We start from the raw sequence: 19,354 nt of genomic DNA, 5'->3' as shown, positions 1-19,354 counted from the left end.
TTCAGTCCAGGGGCGGGACGAATTGACCCTTCGAGGTCACGGTCAGGCCCGATTCGGTGACGGTGAAGCCGCGCGCCTCGTCCTCGGCTCGGTCGAAGCCGATCTGCACGCCCTCCGGGACCACCACGTTCTTGTCCAGGATCGCATTGCGGACCTTGGCGCCCTTGCCCACCACCACGCCGTCGAGCAGGACGGACTGCTCCACCCAGGCCTCGTTGTGCACCCGCACGTCCGTGGACAGCACGGACTGGGCCACGGTGCCGCCGGAGATCACCACGCCCTGGGACAGGATGGAGTCCACCGCGGTGCCCGGGCGCTTCGTCGCCGACCGCACGAGCTTGGCCGGGGGAGAGACGGACTGGCGGGTGAAGATGGGCCACTCGGGGTTGTACAGGTTGAAGTCCGGCCAGGGCTTGACCAGGTCCATGTGCGCGTCGTAGTAGGAGTCCAGGGTGCCGACGTCCCGCCAGTAGTGCGTGCGGTCGGTCTCCTCGGGCAACACGTTCGTGGTGAAGTCGTAGACGCCGCAGTCGTTCTGCTCCACGAACCACGGGACGATGTCTCCGCCCATGTCATGGTCCGTGTCCTCGGCTTCGGCGTCCGCGTTGAGGGCGTCCACCAGCGCATCGGCGGTGAAGACATAGTTCCCCATGGACGCCAGGAACTGCGTCGGGTCGTCGGCCAGCCCCTCGGTCGTCGCGGGTTTCTCCACGAAGCGCTCGATCAGGTTCGGATCGGACCGCTGGGTCTCGATGACCCCGAAGGAAGACGCCAGCTCCAGCGGCTGCCGGACGGCGGCGACGGTGGCCGAGACCCCCGACTCGATGTGCTGCTCCACCATCTGCTGGAAGTCCATCCGGTAGACGTGGTCCGCCCCGATCACCACCACGATGTCCGGGCGCGCGTCGTGGATGAGGTTCATCGACTGATAGATGGCGTTGGCGCTGCCGAGGAACCAGTCCTTGCCACGGCGCTGCTGCGCCGGGACCGAGGCCACGTAGTTCCGCAGCAGGGTGGACATCCGCCAGGTCTCGGAGATGTGCCGGTCCAGGGAGTGCGACTTGTACTGTGTCAGCACCACTATTCTCAGGTACCCGGAGTTCACCAGGTTCGAGAGGGCGAAATCGATCAACCGATAGCTGCCCGCGAACGGAACGGCGGGTTTGGCCCGGTCTGCTGTCAGCGGCATCAACCGCTTGCCTTCACCGCCGGCCAGTACGACCGCCAGCACCTTCTTCTGTGGCATCTGTAGCGTCCCGTTCCCTTGGAGGAGTGTCCGTGCCTTCACACTAACGGGAGTCCTCCGTACTCGACTACGTTGATGTCGTGCGCATCGACATCGTGACCAAGGAATTCCCTCCGGCCATCTATGGGGGTGCCGGCGTCCATGTCGCCGAGCTGTCCCGGGTGCTGGCCAGCCGGGTCGATCTACGCGTCCATGCCTTCGGGGAGGCGCGGGATCCCGACTTTCACGGAGCCGCCGTGACCAGTTACGGGGTCCCCGGCGGTCTGGAGGCCTCCAACGCAGCCGTCCAGACCCTCGGCACCGACCTGGCCATCCTGCAGGACCTGGCCGGCACGGACCTGATCCACACCCACACCTGGTATGCGAACCTGGCCGGCCATCTCGGCGGTCTCCTCCACGATGTCCCGCATATCCTCTCCGCCCACTCCCTGGAACCACTGCGGCCCTGGAAGGCCGAACAACTCGGAGGCGGCTACCGCGTGTCCTCCTGGGCAGAAGCCACCGCCTACGCCTCGGCGGCAGCCGTCATCGCGGTCTCGGAGGGCATGCGGCGGGACATCCTGGCTGCCTATCCGGACGTGGATCCGGACAAGGTCCGCGTCGTCCACAACGGCATCGACACCGAACTGTGGACCCCCCAGCACGACGCCGGCACCCTCGAGCGCCATGGCATCGATCCGGGGCGTCCGATGGTCGCCTTCGTCGGCCGGGTAACCCGGCAGAAGGGCGTGCCCTATCTCCTGCGGGCCGCGGCCCGGCTCGCCCCCGAGGTCCAGCTCGTCCTCTGCGCCGGAGCGGCCGACACCCCTGAACTGGCCGCCGAGGTGGCCGGCCTGGTGGCCGAGTTGAAGGCCACTCGGGACGGGGTCACGGTCATCGAGGGCATGCTTCCCCGGGTGGACATCATGCAGATCCTGTCCCACGCCACCGTGTTCGCCTGCCCCTCCGTCTACGAGCCGCTCGGCATCGTCAACCTCGAGGCCATGGCGTGCGGAACGGCCGTGGTCGCCTCCGCCGTGGGCGGGATCCCCGAGGTCGTCCAGCACGGCGAGACGGGCCTTCTGGTGGATCTCGAGCAGAGCGCCGACGGCTCCGGGACGCCGCTCGACGAGGAACGCTTCGTCACCGAATTCGCCGCCGCCCTCACCGCCGTGCTCGATGATCCCGCCGAGGCAGAGCGGATGGGCAGGGCCGGCCGGCAGCGGGCGATCGACCATTTCTCCTGGGTGGCCATCGTCGATCGGACCCTGGACGTCTACGAGTCCGTCCTCCGGTGACCGACGCGCGGGTCCTCGTGGCCGGCTGGCCGTCCGTCCTGCACGGGGAGGCCACCGCCGGAGACGTCCTGGCCATGCGGACGGTCGAGCAGGCCCTGTCCGGGGCCGGGATCCGGCACGACACGGCCTGGAGCCCCGTCATGTGTCCGCCAGGCGGACTCCTCCTGGATGATGCGGAACCCGGCCTCTACTCGCACCTCGTCTTCGCCTGCGGCCCAGCCACAGGGACGCCGCTGGTGGAATTGCATGAACGTTTCGCCCACTGCACCCGGGTCGCCATCGGTGTCAGCGTCATCGATCCCGCCGATCCCGCCGTGACCGGGTTCCACCGGGTCTTCGCCCGAGACCGCCCGGGATCACCTGCACAGCCGGACCTGGCCACGGTGGCACCGATGACACCCGAGGCGCGCCTGCCGCCGGTGCTGGGAGTGTTCCTGACGGCCGGCCAGCGGGAGTACGGTGCCCGGCGCCGGCACGACGCGGTGAAGGACACGCTCCAGACGTGGCTGTCCCGGGTCGACGCCGGCCGGCTGGACCTGGACACGCGCCTGGACCCGCGGGACTGGCGCCTGCCGACATCGCCGGAACAGCTGCAGTCGGTGATCCGGCGCCTGGACGCGGTGGTGACCATGCGGATGCACGGCCTGGTCCTGGCACTGCGGGCCGGAGTCCCGGCCCTTGCCCTCGACCCCGTGGAGGGCGGCGGCAAGGTGACGGCCCAGGCGCGTGCTCTGGGCTGGCCAGCCGTCCTGTCCGCCGCCGCAGTCTCGGTGTCCGCCCTGGACCACCAGCTGGCGTGGTGCCTGTCCGAGGGTCGGACCCTCGCCCGGCAGAGGGCGTCCTGGATGGGATCCGGGCGCGGAGAGGGGGACGAGGGCCCCGTCAATGCAGGGTTGAGCAAGCTCATCCACCACCTGCGGAGCGATTGACACGGGCCCTCCGAACCGTGTCCTCCGTCACAGGATTCTTATGCAAGACTGACCGGGTGCGCTACTTGGGAATCAATGCAACGTTCCATGATCCGGCCGCCGCCTTGGTGGTCAACGGCAGAGTCGTGGCGGCGGCGGAGGAGGAAAGGTTCTCCCGCCGCAAGCACGGAAAGCGGCCGGTGCCGTTCTCCGCATGGGAGTTGCCCGAGCAGTCCATGCGCTGGGTGCTGGCCGAGGCCGGGATCACCGCCGAGGACCTGGACGGGGTGGCGTACTCCTTCGACCCGGAGATCGCCGTGGACATCCCCGACGATCCCTATGACCACCTCCGTCTGGACTACGTGCGCCGGGCCCCGGGATTCATCGCCGAAGCCCTGCCCGGCCTCGACCCGTCCAAGGTCACGTACGTCCAGCACCACATCGCCCACGCCGCCTCCTCCGGGCTCGCCGGCCCGTACCGTACCGGTGCGGTGCTCGTGTCCGACGGCCGGGGAGAGGGCCACTCCCACCTGGCCGGCGAGTACGTCGACGGCGAGCTCACCATCCTGGCCCGCCAGGAGCTGCCCGATTCCCTGGGCCTGGTCTACGAATCCCTGACCGACCACCTTGGCTTCCTGCGCTCGTCCGACGAGTTCAAGGTCATGGCCTTGGCCTCCTACGGGACTCCGCGGTTCGTGGACGAGCTCCGCGAATACGTCCACGCCACCGGGGACGGCGGCTTCACCGGGCGTGCCCCGGAGTGGGAACGTTTCGCCCCCCGGCGCATCGACGACGGCACCTGGGGCGGCGCCCACGCCGACCTCGCGGCCTCCGTCCAGTGCGTGGTCGAGGAGACCCTGGTGGACCTCGCCCGGTGGCTGCGGGAGCAGACCGGCCAGCGCGTGCTGACCATGGCCGGGGGCACCGCCCTCAATTGCGTGGCCAATTCCCGGATCTGGCGCGAGGCCGGCTTCGACGACGTCTGGGTCCAGCCGGCGTCGGGGGACTCCGGAACGGCACTGGGAGCGGCTCTGACCCTGGCCCAGCGGGCCGGTGACCTCGCCGCACCGGAGCCTACGGCGGCCCTGGGGCGCAGCTGGGACGATGACGAGCTGGCCCAGTGGCTCACCACGGCCCAGGTGTCCTTCACCACGCCCGGGTCCCGCGAGGACTTGGCCGCCGAGGTGGCCGGCATCCTCGAACAGAACGGCGTCATCGCCTGGTTCGACGGCCGCAGCGAATTCGGGCCCCGCGCCCTCGGGTTCCGGTCGCTGCTGGCGAACCCGATGCACGCCGAGAACCTGGAGCGGCTCAACGACGTCAAGGGTCGGGAGCAGTTCCGCCCGGTGGCGCCGATGGTGCTCGAGGACCGCGCCGCCGAGATCTTCAGCGGCGGTCCCATCCCCAGTCCCTACATGCTCTTCACCCACGAGGTCGCGCCGGAATGGCGTGACCGCATCCCCACCGTCACGCACGTGGACGGCTCGGCCCGCATCCAGACGGTCTCCGACCGGGACAACCCCGGCATCGCAGCCCTGTTGCGCGCCTTCGACGAACGCACCGGCGTCCCGGTGGTGGTCAACACCAGCCTCAACACGGCTGGTCGACCCATGGTCGACGACCCCCGCGACGCCCTTGAGCTGTTCGGTTCGGCGCCCGTGGCCGCGCTGGTCCTGGGTCCGCACCTGGTCCGCCGGGCGGAGTTCTTCGCATGAGCGGCCTGACGGCGCAGAGTCCCTACGCCCTCGTCATCCCCTCGCTCGGACGTCCCTCCCTGGACCGGCTCCTGGAAACCGTGGCCGCCCTGAACACGGACGCGGCCCATCCCGGCCCGGTGGAGATCGTCGTGGTGGACGACCGCCGCGAACCGGCCGAGACCGGCACCCGGCTCACCCCCCTGATGCCCACGGTGGACGGCGAGCCCGTGCGCGTGGTGCGCGGCTACGGCCGCGGTCCCGCAGCGGCGCGCAACCGGGGCTGGCGTGCCGTCGACCGTTCCGTGGAGTGGATCGCCTTCCTGGACGACGACGTCGAGCTGCCCGCCACGTGGGTTCGCGACCTGGCCGCCGACCTGGCCGACTGCCCGCCCGACGTGGCCGCCAGCCAGGGCCGCATCACGGTTCCTCTGCCGGCGGACCGAGCGCCCACCGACTGGGAGCGCAACACCGCATCACTGGAGGAGGCCGACTGGGCAACCGCGGACATGGCCTACCGCCGGTCAGTGCTCGAGGAGGTCGGGGGACTGGACGAGCGATTCCCGCGGGCCTACCGAGAGGATGCCGACCTGGCCCTGCGGGTCCGCCTCGCCGGCTATCTGCTGGTGCGCGGACACCGCCACATCCTCCACCCCGTCCGCCCGGCGGACGACTGGGTCAGCCAGCGTGTGCAGGCAGGCAACGCCGACAACGCCTTGATGCGCCGGCTGCACGGCCCGCACTGGCGTGAACAGGCCCAGGCACCCGCCGGGGCCTTCGGCTGGCACGTGGCCACGACGACGGCCGCGGCCACCGCGGCGATCGGCACCGTGGGCTGGATGGCCGGATCGCGCGGCGCCGGCCGCCTGGCGCGAGCCAGCGCCCTGGCCTGGACTGTCCTGTACGGGCGCTTCCTCGGCAGGAGACTGGCCCCCGGCCCGCGCCCGGGCGACCGCGAGTTCAGCGCGGAACTGCGCCGGATGGCCCTGACCAGCGCGACCATCCCGCCGACCGCGGTCCGGCACCGCCTCCGCGGCTGGATGCAGCACCGGGCCACCGGCCCCTGGCCGGTCCGCCCCCGCGCCGTGCTCTTCGACCGGGACGGCACCCTCGTCCACGACGTGCCCTACAACGGAGACCCGGACCAGGTCGATCCCGTCGACGGCGCCCGGGACCTCCTGGCCCGCGTCCGCGCAGCCGGTCTGGCCACCGCCGTCGTCACCAACCAATCCGGGATCGCCCGCAGACTGGTCTCCCGGGACCAGGTGGATGCCGTCAACGAACGGATCGACCGGCTGCTCGGCCCCTTCGACTCCTGGCAGGTCTGTCCCCACGGACCGGCGGAGAACTGTCCCTGCCGCAAGCCGCGGCCTGGCATGGTCCTCGCCGCCGCGAAGGCCCTGGGCGTACGCCCCGAGGAATGCGTGCTCATCGGGGACATCGGCGCGGACATCGAAGCCGCCCAGGCGGCCGGGGCCCGATCGGTGCTGGTGCCCACCCACGTGACTCGGGCCGAGGAGGTCGCCGATGCCCCGGTCACCGCGCCGGACCTGGCCACCGCCGTCGAGCTCGTGCTCGACTGGTCCTCCGGTCGGCAGCCGGCCCCCACCCTGACCCAGACCCCCATCCAGGACGGTGAGCAATCCACCACATGACGCGCATCCTCGCGGTACGACTCGATTCCGACGGCGACGTCCTGCTGACCGGACCTGCGATCCGGGCCCTGGCCGACATCGGCACGGTGGACCTGCTCGCCTCCCCGTCCGGAGCCGCCGCGGCCCGGTTGCTGCCGGGCGTCCACACGGTCCTGGAATTCGACGCGCCGTGGTCCGGCTTCCGGCCACCGGCGGTGGACACGGAGACCACGCTGGAGCTGGTCGAACGGCTGCGCACCACCGGGTACGACCGGGCGGTGATCTTCACCTCCTTCCACCAGAGCCCCCTGCCGATGGCCCTGCTGGCACGGATGGCCGGCATCGGACACATCGTGGGCACCAGCATGGACTACCCCGGGTCGTTGTTGGACGTGCGGTTGAAGCGCGCCGACCCGCCGGGCGGTGGTCACGAGGTCGAGGCTGCCCTGGACGTCGCCGTCGCGGCCGGCGCCAGCCGCCCGGAGCATCCAGGTCTCCGCGTGCTTCACCCCCTGCCACCACCGCCCGACCGTCTGCCGGCCGACCTGCGCTCGGGCGGCTATGTGGTCCTGCACCCGGGCGCGTCCGTGCCAGCCCGTGGACTGCGGGCGGATCACGCAGCGGCCATCGCGGCGGCCCTGGCCGCCTCCGGACACGCCGTCGTCGTCACCGGGGGGCCCGCCGAACGCGAACTGGCGGCCGAGACGGTGGCTCTGGCCCGTCAGGACTGCCCGGATGCCACCGTGCTGGACCTGGCCGGTGCCACGGACCTGGCCGGCCTGGCCGCCGTCCTCGAGGCCGCCGACTGCACGGTGGTCGGCAACACCGGTCCGGCCCATCTCTCGGCGGCCGTCGGCACACCGGTCGTCTCCCTGTTCTCGCCGGTGGTCCCGGCCGAGCGATGGCGACCCTACGGCGTCCCGGTCCGTCTGCTCGGTGACCAGCACGCCCCGTGCCGGGACAGCCGGGCCCGTGACTGCCCCGTCCCCGGGCACCCGTGCCTGAGTGGAGTCTCCGGCGCCGACGTGGTCGCCGCCGTGGCCGAGTTCACCCAGCCCACCGACCATCCGGTCCGGGCCGCCCACGAGGCCGGCACCGGACCCCTGAGCACCTCCCGAGGAGACCGATGAGAATCCTGATCTGGCACGTGCACGGCTCCTGGATGACCGCGTTCGTCCAGGGACAGCACGACTACCTGCTGCCGGTGGACGACGACCGGGGACCGGACGGCCGCGGCCGGGCCCAGACATGGGACTGGCCCGCCTCGGCGCGGGAGCTGACCGCCGCACAGCTGGCCGGTGAACGGCCGGACCTGGTGGTGCTGCAACGGCCGCACGAGGCGGAGTTGCTGGAGAGCTGGACGGGCTTGCGGGCGGGGATCGACGTCCCGGCCGTGTATCTGGAGCACAACGCCCCGACCGGGACCGCGATGGGCTCCGGCCACCCCTATGCCGACCAGGATGCCGTCCCGGTCGTGCACGTCACCCGCTTCAACCGCATCATGTGGGACACCGGTACGGCCCGCACCCAGGTGATCGAGCACGGCGTTCCCGATCCCGGCCACCTGTACACGGGCGAGCAGGCCTCCCTGGCCGTCGTGGTGAACGAGCCCGTGCGCCGCACCCGCGTGGCGGGCACCGACCTGGTGCTGCAGCTGTCCCGGGACCTGCCCGTGGAGGTCTACGGCATGGGCATGGACCCCCTGGCCGAGGTGGCCCCCTGGCTCGCGGGCAGCCTGCATGAGAACTTCCGGCAATCCGAGCTGCACCGGGCCCTGGCCGCACACCGCGTCTACTTCCACCCGTACCGGTGGACCAGCCTGGGGCTGGCCCTGCTCGAGGCCATGACGCTCGGCATGCCCGTGTTGGCCCTGTCCACCACCGAGGCGCCGCGGGCCGTGCCGCCCGCCGCCGGCCTGCTCAGCAACGACCTCGGCGAATTGGCGCACCGTGGCCGGCAGTGGCTTCAGGACCCGGAGCTCGCGGCACGGTCCGGTACCGCGGCGCGTGCCCACGCGCTGGACCGGTACGGACTCGAGAGGTTCCTGGCCGATTGGGACGCACTGATCGGGCGGGTGGTCGCATGAGCGCCGACCGGAGGGACAACGAGCCGCTGGACACCCAGTCCCTGGACATCGCGCTGGTGTCCGAGCACGCCTCACCCCTGGCCGCCCTCGGCGGCGTGGACGCCGGCGGCCAGAACGTCTTCGTGGCTGCCTTGGCCACCGGACTGGGTCGCCGCGGCCACCGGGTCCGGGTCTACACCCGGCTCGACGACGAGTCCCTGCCCGAGCAGGTGGAGGCCGCACCCGGCGTGACCGTGGTGCACGTCCCCGCTGGTCCGGCCGAGCAGCTGCCCAAGGACGAGCTCGCGCCGCACATGGACGAGTTCGCCCGCTGGATGTCCGCCCAGTGGCGCCGGGACGGCGTCCCGGACCTCGTCCACGCACACTTCTGGATGTCCGGGATGGCCGCGACCACGGCCGCGGAGGCCGCCCGCATCCCGGCCGTCCAGACCTTCCATGCCCTGGGCTCGGTCAAGCGCCGGCACCAGGGACTCGCGGACACCAGCCCGGCCGACCGGCTCGGGATCGAGGCCCGCCTCGTGGGGCAGAACGAGCTGGTCCTGGCCACCTGTCGCGACGAGGTGGACGAGCTCATGGGCCTCGGCGCCGACCCGGACCGGATCCGCATCGTGCCCTGCGGCGTGGACGCCGGGGCCTTCGCCCCGCCCGTGGATGCCGGTCCCCGACGCGCGGCCGGCGACCCGGTGCGTCTCGTGGCGCTGGGCCGGATGGTCGAGCGCAAGGGCGTGGACGTCGTCGTGCGCGCCCTCGCCCAGGTTCCCCGAGCGTGCCTGACCGTGGCCGGCGGACCGGACCGCGCCGTGCTCAATGAGGACCCCGAGGCCCGCCGCCTGCTGGCGTTGGCCGAGGAGTACGGAGTCGCGGACCGGCTCACCCTGACCGGCCGGGTCGGCCGCGACGAGGCCGCCCGACTGCTGGCCTCCGCCGACATCGTCACCTGCACCCCGTGGTACGAGCCCTTCGGCATCGTGCCGCTGGAGGCCATGGCCTGTGGCCGTCCCGTGGTCGGCTCGGCCGTGGGGGGCCTGCTGGACAGCATCGACGACGGCACCACCGGGCTGCTCGTCCCGCCCCGGGACGTGGACGCCACGGCCACGGCCATCCGCCGCCTCACCGAGGACCCGGAACTGGCCGCCTGCATGGGCCGGGCCGGACGCGAACGGGTGCAGCGGCTGTTCAGCTGGGAGCGGGTGGCCGAGCTCACCGAGAAGGCATACCGCGAGGCCCTGGCCGGGTACGGGCAGACGCACCCGAGCCGGCCCGAGGCCACCCGCCGGCTGCTGGCCGAGCACCGGGAAGAACTGGACCGGGCGCTGACCACCCTCGAGGATGACGCCGAGTTGCTGGACCGTTGGGGACGCCGCCTGTCCGAGCTCCTGGCCGGCGGGGGACGCGTGCTGGCCGCCGGCAACGGCGGCAGCGCGGCCGAGGCCCAGCACTTCACCGCCGAGCTGGTCGGCCGCTTCCAGGGCGAGCGTCGCCCCCTGGCGGCCGTCTGCCTCTCGGCGGAGACCTCATCCCTCACCGCGATCGTCAACGACTACGGAGCCGACGAGGTGTTCGCCCGTCAGGTCCAGGCACACGGGCGTCCGGGCGACGTGCTGGTGCTGCTCTCCACGAGCGGATCCAGCCCCAACGTGCTGGAGGCGGCGCGCCGTGCCCGGCAGGCCGGGATACTGGTGTGGGCCTTGACCGGTCCGGGGCCCAACCCGCTGGCCGACCTCGCCGACGAGGCCGTCTGCGTGCCGGGCCGGTCCACCTCGGTGGTCCAGGAGGCACACCTGGTCCTGCTGCACGCACTGTGTGCTGTGATGGACGAAGGATTCAACCGTTGCCAACCGGGCCCGGCGACCGTTCCGGGAACCCACAGGACAGACAGGGAGGACACGCCATGAGTGCGCGGATCGTCGTGGTGGGGGATGTGTTGCTGGACCGTGACATCACGGGCAGCTCCGAGCGACTGAGCCCGGACGCCCCGGTCCCCGTGGTGGACGTCCGGCACATCCACGCCAGTCCGGGCGGTGCGGGCCTGGCCGCGCTGTTGTGCGCCGGTCGGGCCGGCGGCCTGCCCGGCCAGCCGCCCACCGTGGTGCTGGTGGCCCCGCTGGCCGAGGACGACGCCGCGACCGAACTGCGCGCGGAACTGGCCGGTATCGACATCCACGCCCTGGGCCATGACGGCGCCACCCGGACCAAGACCCGGGTCCGTAGCGCGGGACAGACCCTCGTGCGCATCGACGACGGCGGGCCGGGCACGCCGCTGGACGTCGACGCCGGTGCCCTCGCCGCCGTGCTGGGCGACGCCGACGTGATCCTGGTCTCCGACTACGGCGGCGGCATCACCCGGGACGAGTCCGTACGCCGGGCCCTCACCGAGACAGCCGCCCGCGTGCCGATGGTCTGGGACCCGCATCCTCGCGGCGGTGACCCGGTGCCGGGGTGCACCGTGGTGACCCCCAACCTGGCCGAGGCTCGCGCGGCGTTGGGCCGGCTGGGCACGGGGCGGGCCACACCGCACGAGACAGCGGCCGAGGTCCCGGACGACAGCCTGGCGGAGGCCCTGCGCGTGGGCTGGGGCGCCCGTTCCGTCGCGGTGACCGCCGGCGCCTGCGGGGCGTTCCTCGCCACCTCCGGCACCGCCGAGCTCCTGCCGACCGTGCCGGTGGACTCCTCCGATCCCTGTGGTGCCGGGGACCGGTTCGCGGCCGCCGTCGCCGTCCAGCTGGCCGCCGGCGGATCGGTGCTCAGCTCGGTCGAGGCAGCCGTCGCGGCCGCCGCCCAATGGGTGGAGGCAGGCGGTGCCGCCGCCTTCCGGGACGGGCGTATCGGTCCGGGCGGTCCCGCGGCCGCCCGGCGCTCTCCGCACCGCCCGCACGCCCAGGACCCGCAGGAGGCGGCCATCCACGCCGTGGCCGCGACCCGGGCCCGTGGTGGCACCGTGGTCGCCACCGGTGGATGCTTCGACGTGCTGCACCCCGGCCACCTGGAGACGCTGCGCCGGGCCCGCGACCTGGGTGACGTGCTGGTGGTCCTGCTCAACTCCGACGACTCGGTCAGCCGCCTCAAGGGTCCGAGCCGGCCGGTGGTGGGCCAGCAGGACCGGGCGGCGCTGCTCATGGGACTGCGTGATGTCGACGGCGTCCTTGTCTTCGACGAGGACGACCCCCGCACCGCCCTGGACCGGCTGCGCCCGGACATCTGGGTCAAGGGCGGGGACTACACCGCGGACCTGCTCCCCGAGGCGCCGCTGGTCCGCAGCTGGGGCGGACGCGTCGAGGTGCTGTCCTACCTGCCCGGCCACTCCACCACCGGCATCGTGGATCGCATCACCGCCGGGAACGTGGATGCCCACTGAGGCCCCCGAGCCCTACACGGCCGCCTGGCTCGCCGCCGGGCACGGCGGGGCGATGCGCCGTCTTCCAGGCCGCGCATCGGGCGCAGAACAGTCGGGACCGGACGGTGCCGCCCCGGTGACGCCGGGCCCGGATGACGTCCTCGTGCTCCGCGCCCTGGGCTTGGGCGACGCCTTGACCGGCGTCGCCGCCCTGCGCGGGGTGCGCCGACGGTTCCCGGACCGAAGGCTCGTGCTGGCGGGCCCCGCCGCGACCGGTCGGTTGCTCCGGGACCTGGGCATCGTGGACGAGGTGCTCCCGCTTCCCGGACTGGTTCCGCTGCCGGAGTGCAGGCCCGGATCGGTGGCCGTGAACCTGCACGGCCGGGGCCCCGCCAGCCACCGACTGCTGCAGCAGGCACAACCCGCGCGGCTCATCGCCTACGGCGCCTCGGAGGCAGGGCACGCCGGGCCGGATTGGCGTGCCGACGAACACGAGGTGGACCGCTGGTGCCGCGTGGTGCGGCAGGCCGGGGGCGAGTGCTCCCGCGAGGACCTGCGGCTGCGGCCTCGGGCGGCCGCTGATGAGCAGCGCCAGGACCGGGCCGCGCCCGGGCCGGTTCTGGTGCACCCGGGGGCGGCCTCGGCCTCTCGGCACTGGCCGGTGGAGCGCTGGCGCCAGGTGACCGCCGCGCTGACCGCCGACGGACACCGGGTCTTGGTCACCGGATCGACCGCCGAGGCCGGCCTGGGCCACGCCGTGGCCACTGGACTGGCCGGCGTCGAGGATCACACGGGTGGCCACGGACTGGGTGAGCTCTCCGCGATGGTGCGTGATGCCGCACTCGTCCTGAGCGCGGACACCGGGGTCGCCCACCTGGCCACGGGGTGGTCCGTTCCCTCCGTGGTGCTGTTCGGCCCGGTACCCCCGGCACGGTGGGGGCCGGCGATCGACCCGGACCTCCACACCGTCCTCTGGCACGGCGACCCCGACGCCGGCTCATGGGGCGACCCGCACGGCGACACCCTCGACCCGCTGCTGGACCAGATCTCCGTCGATGAGGTGTTGGACGCCGCCGGCGTCCTCCTCCACCCCTTACCCGTCTCTGTCCCCGTCCCTCGAAAGGATCCATCGTGAACCCTGAGAACCGCCAGAACGAAACGGGAGCCGGACGCCGCCGCCCGATCCGCCGCGCCGTCGTCACCGGAGGCGCGGGCTTCCTCGGCAGCCACCTGTGCACCGAGTTGCGGCGGCGCGAGGTCGAGGTGGTCTGCCTGGACAACTTCCTCACCGGCAATGCCGTCAACATCGAGCACCTGATCGGCGATCCCGGCTTCCGGCTGGTCCAGTGCGACGTCACGGACTACATCCATGTCCCCGGCGAGGTGGACCTCGTGCTGCACTTCGCCTCACCGGCCTCCCCGATCGACTATTTGAAGCTGCCCATCCACACCCTCAAGGTCGGCTCGATCGGCACCCTGCACGCTCTGGGTCTGGCCAAGGACAAGGGTGCCCGGTTCATCCTCGCCTCCACCTCGGAGGTCTACGGGGATCCGCAGGTGCATCCCCAGTCCGAGGACTACTGGGGACACGTCAACCCGGTGGGGCCACGCGGGGTGTATGACGAGGCCAAGCGCTTCGCCGAGGCCATGACGGTGGCCTACCGGGGGCAGCACGCGGTGGACACGGGCATCGTCCGGATCTTCAACACCTTCGGCCCGCGGATGCGCCCCTACGACGGCCGGGCGATCCCCACCTTCATCCGGCAGGCGCTGGCGGGCGAGCCGTTGACCGTCACGGGTGACGGCGACCAGACGCGCTCGGTCTGCTACGTCTCCGACCTGGTGCGCGGGATCCTGGCCCTGGCATGGAGCAACCATTCCGGGCCGATGAACATCGGCAACCCCCACGAGCTCTCGGTGCTGCAGATCGCCCGAGACGTCGTGGCCGCCACCGGATCCGACTCGCCGATCGAGTTCATCGACCGCCCGGTGGACGATCCCATGGTCCGCCGTCCGGACACGTCCCTGGCCTCCCACGAGCTGGACTGGACCCCGGAGGTGCCCTGGACCGAGGGGCTCGCGCGCACCGTGGAGTGGTTCCGCACGGCGGTCAACGAGGACAGCCTTGAGGCGGCCACCCGCCAGGACTGACCGTGGGCTGAAGGGCGCTGTCGTCCCACAGCCGGGACGACGGCGGCCGGTTCAGCTGACGTACTGACGGGCCTTGCTGTGGCGCTGGGAGTCCTCCAGTGCGAGGAAGCGCTGCTCGACGCGCGGGGGCAGCACCCGGCGTTCGCGCAGCACCCAGCCGGCGCCGGCCAGGGCGTCGGTGACGCCGGCGGCGGTGGTGCGGTCCCGCGGCGCCGTGCTGAGCACGTCACGGGTTCGACGTACTGCGGCGCCCACCGGGCGGCGCAACCAGATGAACCAGAGGGTGTTGCGCAGGCCGTGGCGCCGGCGCAGGTGCGGGTCGCGGACCGTCGACGCCTGGTGGTGCACCAGCACCTCGGGCAGGTGACACAGTTCCCAGCCCGCCGTGGCGAGGTCCGCCGCCATCAGCTCCTCCTCGCCGCCGAGCCAGAGCCGCGGACTGAACCCGCCGACGTCGCGGAAGGCCGCCGTGCGCATCACCGAGGCCCCGGCCAGAAAGCTGCCGAGCGCCGGGCCCGGGAGCCACTCCGGGCCGGACACGGGCGAATGCAGCAGCTCCGCGTTGATGGGATCCTCCCGGCCGCCGGGCTCCACGAGGATCCGGCCGGTGACCACGCCCAGGAGGGGATGGTCGGACAGCGCCGCCACGGCCAGGTCCAGGGCGCCCGGCTCCCACCACGTGTCGTCGTCGCAGAACGCCACGAACTCGGTGGTGACCTGCTCCATGGCCAGGTTGCGTCCCACGGCTCCCAGGTTGTCCGGGCTGGCGACCAGCACGACCTGCGGGTCGCCCGTGTACCGCTCGCGGATGGCCGCGGCCGTGCCGTCCGCGGACCCGTTGTCCACGACGACCACGCGGGGCCGCTCCGGCAGGGACGTCAAGCGTTCCAGCGACTGCAACGCCTCCGCCCGGCGGTTGTAGGTGATCATCACCACGGACAGCCGTGGGTGGAAGGCACCCGGTGCGCCGGGCGGCGGTGCCGGCGTGGCGGACACCATCACCTGGGGGCGCAACCGCGCGAGGTCGGCCTCGACGGTGACGGGGACCGGTTGGCGGCGGCGCACCGCGGCCGGGATCCTCGGGAGGGCGGAGGCCAGCGCGCGTCGCCCCCTGGACCCGGCTGTCGCCGTCGAGCGGAGTTCGTGTCCCACGGCCGCCCAGGGCCGGCGCATCACCGTGGTCAGCAGCCGGCTGCGGAGCAGTTCCCGCTGGCGGGTCTCGTTCGGCTCCCTCAGGCTCGAGGGATGGTGGTGCACCCACAGCTCCGGGGCATGGGCGAGCTCCCAGCCGGCAGCGGACAGGTCCAGGGCCACCCGCTCCTCCTCGCCGGGGAAGCGGACCACGGGGTCGAACCCGCCCACCTGAAGGAACGCCGATCGGCGCACCATGGCGGCACAGGCCACGAAGCCCAGGAGCCGAGGCCCCGATCCGGTCGAGGCCGACCCCAGGGGGGAGTCGGCAAGCACCGCATTGATGGGGTCCGGCACCTCGTCCGGACCCACCGCGATGGAAGCGGCCAGCAGCCCCAATCGCGGGTGGTCCGCGAAGAGCTCCTCGCCGCGCCGCAGGGCACCGGGCGACCACCAGGAGTCGTCATCGGCGAAGGCGACGAATTCCGTCTCCGCCAACCGGGCACCCACGGTTCGGGCCTCCGCACCGCGGTTCCGCGGCAGCCGTACCACCCGCACACTCGGAAAGGCGGACTCGATGGCCTCCGGCGAACCGTCCGTGGAGGCGTTGTCCACCACGATCACGGGCGCCTCATGGTGGCCGAGGTAGGCCAGGAGCTCGTCACGGCGGTTGCGGGTGGCCACCACCACGGTGGTGCGTTCAGGTCTCCGGGATGCGGCCCCTGGTCCGGTCACGACTGTCTCCCTTGGCTTGTCCTGCAGATGCCTCCGAGCCTAGGGGGTACTCCGTGTACCGGGCCACCGATGGGCCGGCCGGACGACCTTCCGCTCTGGCCTACCTGTTGCTCCCACCTATTTCCGGTCCTGGTTTCTGCCGTTTCTGCCCTTGGCCGCGTTCTTCTCCCGCTGGTGCAGGACCTTCTCGTGGATGGGGGCGTCCGCCGAGGCACGCAGCTTGCGGTAGTGCTCAGCGGCCTCGTCCTGGCGCCGCGCCTCGTCCCCGGTGGCGATGTCCATCCGCAGATGCTCCTGCTCGTAGCCGAAGGCATCGACCAGGGTCTGCGCGTGCGGACGCAGGCGGGCCGCCAGACGGTTGATGTAGGTGCGCAGGGTGCGTGCACGTTGCGGGGAGATCCGGCCGGTCTCCAGGAACCAGCCCAGGTCGTCCTCGATCACGCGCAAGGCGAAGAGGTTGCGCATCCAGGTCATGACCTGGCGGGTGTGATCGTCCTCGATCTGCTCGATCGCCCGCGTGAACGCCTCCCATTCGAGCAACTCGCCGTGATTGCGGGCGGCATCGATCAGGTCTGCCTGGTGCAGGTTGAAGGTGGCGGCCTGTTCGGCCTGGGACTTCCGGGCCACCGGCATCAGGGCCTGGGCGACGGCCCCGGTCTTGGTCCGCACCCGGTCCTCGAGCAGGGCCCTCTGGACCTCGGCATCCTTGAACCAGCTGGCACTCTTGCGCTCCGAGCCCGCGTCCTGCACGGACTGCACCACGCGGCGCAGGCCGGACCGATACACGACGGCCTCGGTGGCCTGGCCCCGGACGTAGCGGGACAGGGCTCCGATGGAGAGGTTGGTCAGGTCCTTGGAGTAGTCGGACAGCAGTCGCTTGCCGACCAGCTGGAGCAACACGTTGTTGTCTCCCTCGAAGGTCACGAAGATGTCCAGGTCGTGGCGCAGCGAGGCGAAGCGGTTCTTGGCCATGTATCCCGCACCACCACAGGCCTCGCGGGCCTCTTGCAGCGTGTCCAGTGCGTTCCACGTCGCCAGTGGCTTGATGGCCGCGGCCAGGGTCTCGAGTTCCTGCCGGTCCTCGTCGGTGTCCGACTCCCCGGAGAACACGGCGTCGAACTTCTCCAGCAACTCGTTGGCGGCGAAGGTGTCGGCATAGGTCCGGGCGAGGCGATCGATCAGGCGGCGCTGGTGGAGCTGGTAGTCCATCAGCACCTCCTCATGCGTGTCCGAGGTCGCGTTGAACTGCCGGCGCTGATTGCCGTAGGTGATGGCACCGGTCAGTGCCAGGGCGGAGGCGGAGGCACCGGACAGGGCGAGGGAGACCCTGCCCTGGACCAGGGTGCCGATCATGGTGAAGAACCGGCGGCCGGGGGAGGCGATGTCCGAGGAGTAGCCGCCCTTCTCGTCCACGGAACCGTAGCGGTTCAGCAGGTTGGTGCGAGGGATGCGTACGTGGTCGAAGTGCAGCCGGCCGTTGTCGATGCCGTTGAGCCCGCCCTTGTACCCGTCGTCCTCGCCGCCGACACCCGGCAGGAAGTCGCCGGACTCATCACGGAGCGGGACGTAGAAGGCGTGCACCCCGTGGTTGACGCCGCGGGTGATCAGCTGGGCGAAGACCACCGCGGCCTTGCCGTGGAGGGCTGCGTTGCCCAGGAACTCCTTCCAGGCCGCCTTGAAGGGCGTGTGGATCTCGAACTCGTCGGTATCCGGGACGTACGTCGCGGTGGTCGCCAGCGAGGAGACGTCCGAACCGTGGCCGATCTCCGTCATGGCGAAGGCTCCCGGCACCTCCAGGCTCATGACGGCGGGCAGGAGGCGCTCGTGGTGCTCCTCCGTGCCCAGGTGCAGGATGGCGGAGCCGAACAGGCCCCACTGCACCCCGGCCTTGATCTGGAGCGACGGGTCGGCACTGACCAGTTCCGCGAACGTGGCGATGTTCCCGCCGTGGTTGTCGCTGCCGCCGAGGCGCCGGGGGAACGCCTTGTTCACCTGGCCACGGTCTGCGAGGATGCGCAGCTGACCGAGCACCCGTTCACGGTGGTCTTCCATGGTGAGGTTCTCGATCTTGTGCAGGTCCGGGTCCTTGACGTTCTCCCGCCCCTCCAGCCGGTCCGCGGCCCACCGTCCGAGCAGCAGCTGCTGGACGGCGTCCAGGTCCAGTCCGCCGGGCTCCGCCGCGGAGATGGCGCTGAAGGCGCCCTGCGGCCCGGTGTCCGGATCCGCCTGGGTGGGTGGCACGGCTCCGGCCGGTACCGCGGTGGTGCTGGAATCAGAGGTGGTGGTCATGACTGCTCCTGTTCGGGAGTGGACGTTTCGGGGGACGTGGGTCGTACGGGTCATACACGGTGATCAGGCAGATCGACAGCGGCATAGGTGCCGGACAGGCCGACCGTGAGCCACGCGGTGATCTTGCGGGCCAGCCGGCCTGCATCCGGCCGATCGGCGCCGGACGGGGTGGACAACCAGGATTCGCCGGCCGAGCGGACCATGCCGATGGCGGCCCGCGGCCAGTACCAGGTGGCGGAGGCCGCGGAGGGCTGGCGGCCCTGCTGACGCAGGTACTCGCGGAAGTGCACATCCATCACGGCGGCGATCCGCTCGAAGAAGTCCGCCATGGCGGCCGGCTGCCCACCAGAGGCGCTGGGGCCGCCGGGGCTACCGGACGGGCCGGAAGAGGTGGACCCCTCAGTGGCCTCGGAAGCCTCCGGCGGCAGTCGCGTCGAGAAGGCATAGACATGGGGCGAGGACTCGGCCAGCCTGAGGTACACGGAGACCATCGCGTACAACCCCTCCAGGGCGTTGTCCGAGGTCTCCGCGGCGGCCAGCAGCTCACGTTCCATGAAATCGATGGCGCGTTCGCCCACGGCGGCCTGCAAACCGTTCTTGTCCCCGAAGTACCGGTAGAAGACGCTCTTGGAGGTTCCGGCATGCGTGGCGATGTCGCCCATGGACGCCTGGGGTCCGAGATCGTGGACGGCGTGGCGGGCCGCTCGGATCAGTTCTGCGCGCCGCTGCAGGCGGTGCTCGTCCCAACGGGTGGCGCGGCCGTCCGGCGTATCGGCGTCCTTGACTGCGGTATTCACGATACCGAGCGTATCAGGTACTCTGGGTATCAGTAAGCCCCGTCACGTTGTATCCACGGCCCGCCGTGAAAC

The 19,354-nt window shown here is 71.7% G+C and carries 14 protein-coding genes and 1 pseudogene; 11 read left to right on the top strand and 4 right to left on the bottom strand.

What is annotated here, in order from left to right:
- Position 1: 1 nt before the first annotated feature.
- A complete protein-coding gene (gene glgC / locus ACFFIO_RS08425) occupies positions 2-1,246 on the bottom strand; it encodes a glucose-1-phosphate adenylyltransferase (protein ID WP_378041141.1) in 1,245 nt (414 codons plus the stop codon).
- 80 nt (positions 1,247-1,326) lie between these two features.
- On the opposite strand from glgC, the gene glgA reads away from it, so the two are divergent.
- The 11 genes and pseudogenes from glgA (at position 1,327) to ACFFIO_RS08375 (ending at position 14,330) form a co-directional block, all read left to right on the top strand.
- Positions 1,327-2,523 (top strand): glycogen synthase, encoded by a 1,197-nt coding sequence (gene glgA / locus ACFFIO_RS08420; protein WP_378041140.1) that lies wholly within the window; start codon positions 1,327-1,329, stop codon positions 2,521-2,523.
- Positions 2,520-3,452 carry a polysaccharide pyruvyl transferase family protein gene (locus ACFFIO_RS08415; protein WP_378041139.1) on the top strand — a complete coding sequence of 311 codons (933 nt, stop codon included), beginning with the start codon at positions 2,520-2,522 and terminating at the stop codon, positions 3,450-3,452. The genes glgA and ACFFIO_RS08415 overlap by 4 nt, the downstream gene beginning before the upstream one ends.
- Before the next feature lie 56 nt (positions 3,453-3,508).
- The gene (locus tag ACFFIO_RS08410) at positions 3,509-5,146 is read left to right on the top strand and encodes a carbamoyltransferase family protein (RefSeq protein ID WP_378041138.1); all 1,638 of its coding nucleotides are present in this window, start codon (positions 3,509-3,511) and stop codon (positions 5,144-5,146) included.
- Positions 5,143-6,780 carry an HAD-IIIA family hydrolase gene (locus tag ACFFIO_RS08405; RefSeq protein ID WP_378041137.1) on the top strand — a complete coding sequence of 546 codons (1,638 nt, stop codon included), beginning with the start codon at positions 5,143-5,145 and terminating at the stop codon, positions 6,778-6,780. Before ACFFIO_RS08410 ends, ACFFIO_RS08405 begins: the two co-directional genes overlap by 4 nt.
- The gene (locus ACFFIO_RS08400; protein WP_378041136.1) at positions 6,777-7,889 is read left to right on the top strand and encodes a glycosyltransferase family 9 protein; all 1,113 of its coding nucleotides are present in this window, start codon (positions 6,777-6,779) and stop codon (positions 7,887-7,889) included. The genes ACFFIO_RS08405 and ACFFIO_RS08400 overlap by 4 nt, the downstream gene beginning before the upstream one ends.
- Entirely contained in the window at positions 7,886-8,845 is a 960-nt protein-coding gene (locus tag ACFFIO_RS08395; RefSeq protein WP_378041135.1) for a glycosyltransferase, read from the top strand. Before ACFFIO_RS08400 ends, ACFFIO_RS08395 begins: the two co-directional genes overlap by 4 nt.
- Positions 8,846-8,886: 41 nt before the next feature.
- Positions 8,887-10,077: pseudogene (locus ACFFIO_RS17360) on the top strand (glycosyltransferase); the annotation flags it as partial.
- A 108-nt stretch (positions 10,078-10,185) separates the two neighbouring features.
- Positions 10,186-10,740 carry a D-sedoheptulose-7-phosphate isomerase gene (locus ACFFIO_RS17355; protein WP_446681841.1) on the top strand — a complete coding sequence of 185 codons (555 nt, stop codon included), beginning with the start codon at positions 10,186-10,188 and terminating at the stop codon, positions 10,738-10,740.
- Entirely contained in the window at positions 10,737-12,200 is a 1,464-nt protein-coding gene (locus ACFFIO_RS08385) for a PfkB family carbohydrate kinase (RefSeq protein WP_378041133.1), read from the top strand. Before ACFFIO_RS17355 ends, ACFFIO_RS08385 begins: the two co-directional genes overlap by 4 nt.
- Entirely contained in the window at positions 12,190-13,314 is a 1,125-nt protein-coding gene (locus ACFFIO_RS08380; protein WP_378041132.1) for a glycosyltransferase family 9 protein, read from the top strand. The genes ACFFIO_RS08385 and ACFFIO_RS08380 overlap by 11 nt, the downstream gene beginning before the upstream one ends.
- Complete coding sequence (locus ACFFIO_RS08375) at positions 13,311-14,330, top strand: UDP-glucuronic acid decarboxylase family protein (protein ID WP_378041131.1); 1,020 nt, start codon at positions 13,311-13,313, stop codon at positions 14,328-14,330. The genes ACFFIO_RS08380 and ACFFIO_RS08375 overlap by 4 nt, the downstream gene beginning before the upstream one ends.
- Positions 14,331-14,381: 51 nt before the next feature.
- Here ACFFIO_RS08375 and ACFFIO_RS08370 read toward each other — a convergent pair whose 3' ends face one another.
- The 3 genes from ACFFIO_RS08370 to ACFFIO_RS08360 form a co-directional block, all read right to left on the bottom strand.
- On the bottom strand, positions 14,382-16,196 hold the full coding sequence (locus ACFFIO_RS08370; RefSeq protein ID WP_378041130.1) for a glycosyltransferase family 2 protein: 1,815 nt from the start codon (positions 16,194-16,196) through the stop codon (positions 14,382-14,384).
- A gap of 117 nt (positions 16,197-16,313) precedes the next feature.
- The gene (locus tag ACFFIO_RS08365) at positions 16,314-18,485 is read right to left on the bottom strand and encodes an acyl-CoA dehydrogenase family protein (protein ID WP_378041129.1); all 2,172 of its coding nucleotides are present in this window, start codon (positions 18,483-18,485) and stop codon (positions 16,314-16,316) included.
- 50 nt (positions 18,486-18,535) lie between these two features.
- Positions 18,536-19,282 carry a TetR/AcrR family transcriptional regulator gene (locus ACFFIO_RS08360; RefSeq protein ID WP_378041128.1) on the bottom strand — a complete coding sequence of 249 codons (747 nt, stop codon included), beginning with the start codon at positions 19,280-19,282 and terminating at the stop codon, positions 18,536-18,538.
- Between the last annotated feature and the right edge of the window lie 72 nt (positions 19,283-19,354).

It is taken from the genome of Citricoccus parietis (assembly GCF_042433045.1).
GTDB classification, from domain to species: Bacteria; Actinomycetota; Actinomycetes; order Actinomycetales; family Micrococcaceae; genus Citricoccus; species Citricoccus parietis.
This window is presented reverse-complemented; position numbering and strand designations above follow the sequence as displayed.

Bases quoted from the DNA above. Each gene is read 5' to 3' on its own strand.
- glgC (WP_378041141.1), bottom strand. From the start codon at position 1,246: ATGCCACAGAAGAAGGTGCTGGCGGTCGTACTGGCCGGCGGTGAAGGC.
- ACFFIO_RS08405 (WP_378041137.1), top strand. From the start codon at position 5,143: ATGAGCGGCCTGACGGCGCAGAGTCCCTACGCCCTCGTCATCCCCTCG.
- ACFFIO_RS08400 (WP_378041136.1), top strand. From the start codon at position 6,777: ATGACGCGCATCCTCGCGGTACGACTCGATTCCGACGGCGACGTCCTG.
- ACFFIO_RS08395 (WP_378041135.1), top strand. From the start codon at position 7,886: ATGAGAATCCTGATCTGGCACGTGCACGGCTCCTGGATGACCGCGTTC.
- ACFFIO_RS08385 (WP_378041133.1), top strand. From the start codon at position 10,737: ATGAGTGCGCGGATCGTCGTGGTGGGGGATGTGTTGCTGGACCGTGAC.
- ACFFIO_RS08380 (WP_378041132.1), top strand. From the start codon at position 12,190: ATGCCCACTGAGGCCCCCGAGCCCTACACGGCCGCCTGGCTCGCCGCC.
- ACFFIO_RS08365 (WP_378041129.1), bottom strand. From the start codon at position 18,485: ATGACCACCACCTCTGATTCCAGCACCACCGCGGTACCGGCCGGAGCC.